2 protein-coding genes are annotated in these 2,539 nt (G+C 46.6%); both read left to right on the top strand.

Translation table 11 applies throughout. The features are described 5' to 3' along the window. Positions 1-423 precede the first annotated feature (423 nt). Positions 424-1,995 (top strand): NAD(P)H-quinone oxidoreductase subunit N, encoded by a 1,572-nt coding sequence (locus tag QT974_RS23715; protein ID WP_333470870.1) that lies wholly within the window; start codon positions 424-426, stop codon positions 1,993-1,995. A gap of 185 nt (positions 1,996-2,180) precedes the next feature. Then, the coding region (locus QT974_RS23710; RefSeq protein ID WP_333470869.1) for an OsmC family protein at positions 2,181-2,539 on the top strand (359 nt) is incomplete at its 3' end.

Genomic DNA, 2,539 nt, shown 5'->3' with positions numbered 1-2,539 from the left:
TCCTGACTACCAACCCTAAAAACGGTTTGATCGTTCGGACTTCAGTCCGCATCCATAACGGTTAACTTGCATTCGGAACGATCGAACCTATCTGATTGTGGTAGTTCTCTTGAGACATGATATTACCTCTAAATTCTTCAGTTAAATTCTTCAGTCTGCGGAGGCAGACATTGTTTGTATAGTTGCGGTTTCAACCGCCAACTCCCCGCCAACTCCCCGCCGACTCTGGGCCGAGTCCCCGCCGACTCCCCGCCGGCTCGGGCCAACTCGGGCCAAACCCCCGTCTCGATCCCCGGCAACAAACACCGCAAAACTCGGCTTGCGAAGCTGTAATCAGCTACAATCCAGTTTGGTAAAGAATTTTTACGAGCTCACTGCCCATTACAGCCTTTTGGGCCTGTATTACCCAACCTGCCTGAAAATATGGATTTTGCTACTCTTGCAGCCCAGCTAAATGCTGGAACTATCTTACCCGAGGGAATTGTCATCATCACCCTCTTGGTGGTTCTCGTCGGCGACTTAATCGTAGGGCGCAGTTCCTCTAATTGGACTCCCTACGTTGCCGTTGCGGGTTTGCTGGCCGCCGTCGCTGCTTTGTGTTTGCAGTGGGATAACACTAACACTATCTCGTTTCTGGGCGGTTTTAACAGCGATGCCTTGAGTTTGGTGTTTCGCGGAATTATCGCTCTGACGGCGGCTGTCACTATTTTGATATCCGTCCGTTATGTACTGCAAACTGGTACTGCTTTAGGGGAATTTATCGGCATTTTGCTCACGGCTACTTTGGGGGGAATGTTCCTCAGTGGCGCTGATGAATTGGTGATGATTTTTATTTCGTTGGAAACTCTGAGTATCTCGTCTTATTTGCTGACGGGTTACACAAAACGCGATCCGCGTTCCAATGAAGCTGCTTTGAAATATTTGTTAATTGGGGCGTCTTCTTCAGCGGTATTTCTCTATGGTTTGTCGCTGCTATACGGGTTGTCTGGCGGCCAAACTACGCTAAGTGCGATCGCAGCCAACCTTTCTACTGTGAATAACGGTGAATCTCTCGGTTTAGTGATTGCATTGGTTTTTACGATCGCCGGAATCGCCTTCAAAATCTCCGCAGTTCCTTTCCATCAATGGACTCCAGACGTTTACGAAGGTTCGCCAACACCCGTTGTCGCCTTCCTTTCCGTCGGTTCCAAAGCAGCCGGTTTTGCCCTAGCCATCCGGTTGTTAACAAGTGCATTCCCCGCACTCACAGAACAGTGGCACTTCGTATTCACAGCCTTAGCCATACTCAGCATGGTATTGGGCAATGTGGTCGCCCTCGCCCAGACTAGCATGAAGCGGCTTTTAGCTTATTCGTCGATCGCCCAAGCCGGATTTGTGATGATTGGTTTAGTTGCAGGAACCGAAGCCGGTTACTCCAGCATGATATTTTATATGTTGGTTTACCTGTTCATGAACCTAGGCGCTTTCGCCTGCATCATCCTGTTCTCGTTGCGGACAGGAACCGACCAAATCAGCGAATACTCTGGCTTGTATCAAAAAGACCCGCTGCTAACATTAGCATTGAGTATTTGCCTGCTTTCTCTCGGTGGAATTCCGCCACTGGCTGGATTTTTCGGCAAAATCTATCTATTCTGGGCCGGCTGGCAAGCTGGACTTTACGGCTTAGTTATCCTGGCATTAATTACCAGCGTAGTTTCAATTTACTACTACATCCGCGTCGTCAAAATGATGGTAGTAAAAGAACCTCAAGAAATGTCGGACTCCGTGAAAAACTATCCGCCAGTTCGCTGGAACCTTCAGGGAATGCGACCTTTGCAGGTCAGCGTTGTACTCACCTTAGTTGCCACAACATTGGCAGGAATTTTATCAAATCCTTTGTTTAACTTAGCAAACGATTCTGTTACCAAAACTCCGATGCTGCAATCGGCATTGACTCGAATTGTACCAGTTGCAACTGCTAAAGTTGAATCAAATCTTGTGTCTCGCAACGATTAATTTTAGCGAATTTTGAAAGATTATATAGCGCCTAACCGTAACAAGTTAGGCGCTTTTTCAATTTAAAAAATCGGTTCGTAGTGAGGACTTCAGTCCGCATCAAATGCTGAGGACTGAAGTCCGAACGATCAAACAGCTCCTGTGATATAATATTAATTATAATTTTAATTACCAAATTAATATAAATGAGCAAAGAACACACCTACCGCATCAACACAGTTTGGACAGGTGCCAGTCAAGATTCTACTTCATCTTATGATGCTTATTCTCGCCAGTATACAATAAATATCGACGGTAAGCCACCATTTGTAGGTTCAGCAGACCCAACTTTTCGGGGCAATGCTGCGCTGTACAATCCTGAAGACTTATTAGTAATGTCGCTGTCAGCTTGCCATATGTTGAGCTATCTTGCTTTGTGTGCTCGTGCTGCGATTCGGGTAATTTCTTACTCGGATGAAGCGACAGGCACAATGACGCAAAAAGATGGCAAAATTCGATTTACTGAGGTAATTTTGCGTCCGCACGCAACCATCGAAGCTGGTAA

This window comes from Microcoleus sp. BM001215392, assembly GCF_036700185.1.
Taxonomy (GTDB): Bacteria; Cyanobacteriota; Cyanobacteriia; order Cyanobacteriales; family Microcoleaceae; genus Microcoleus.
The sequence above is the reverse complement of the archived record's forward strand: the minus strand, read 5'-3'. Positions and strand labels throughout refer to the sequence as shown.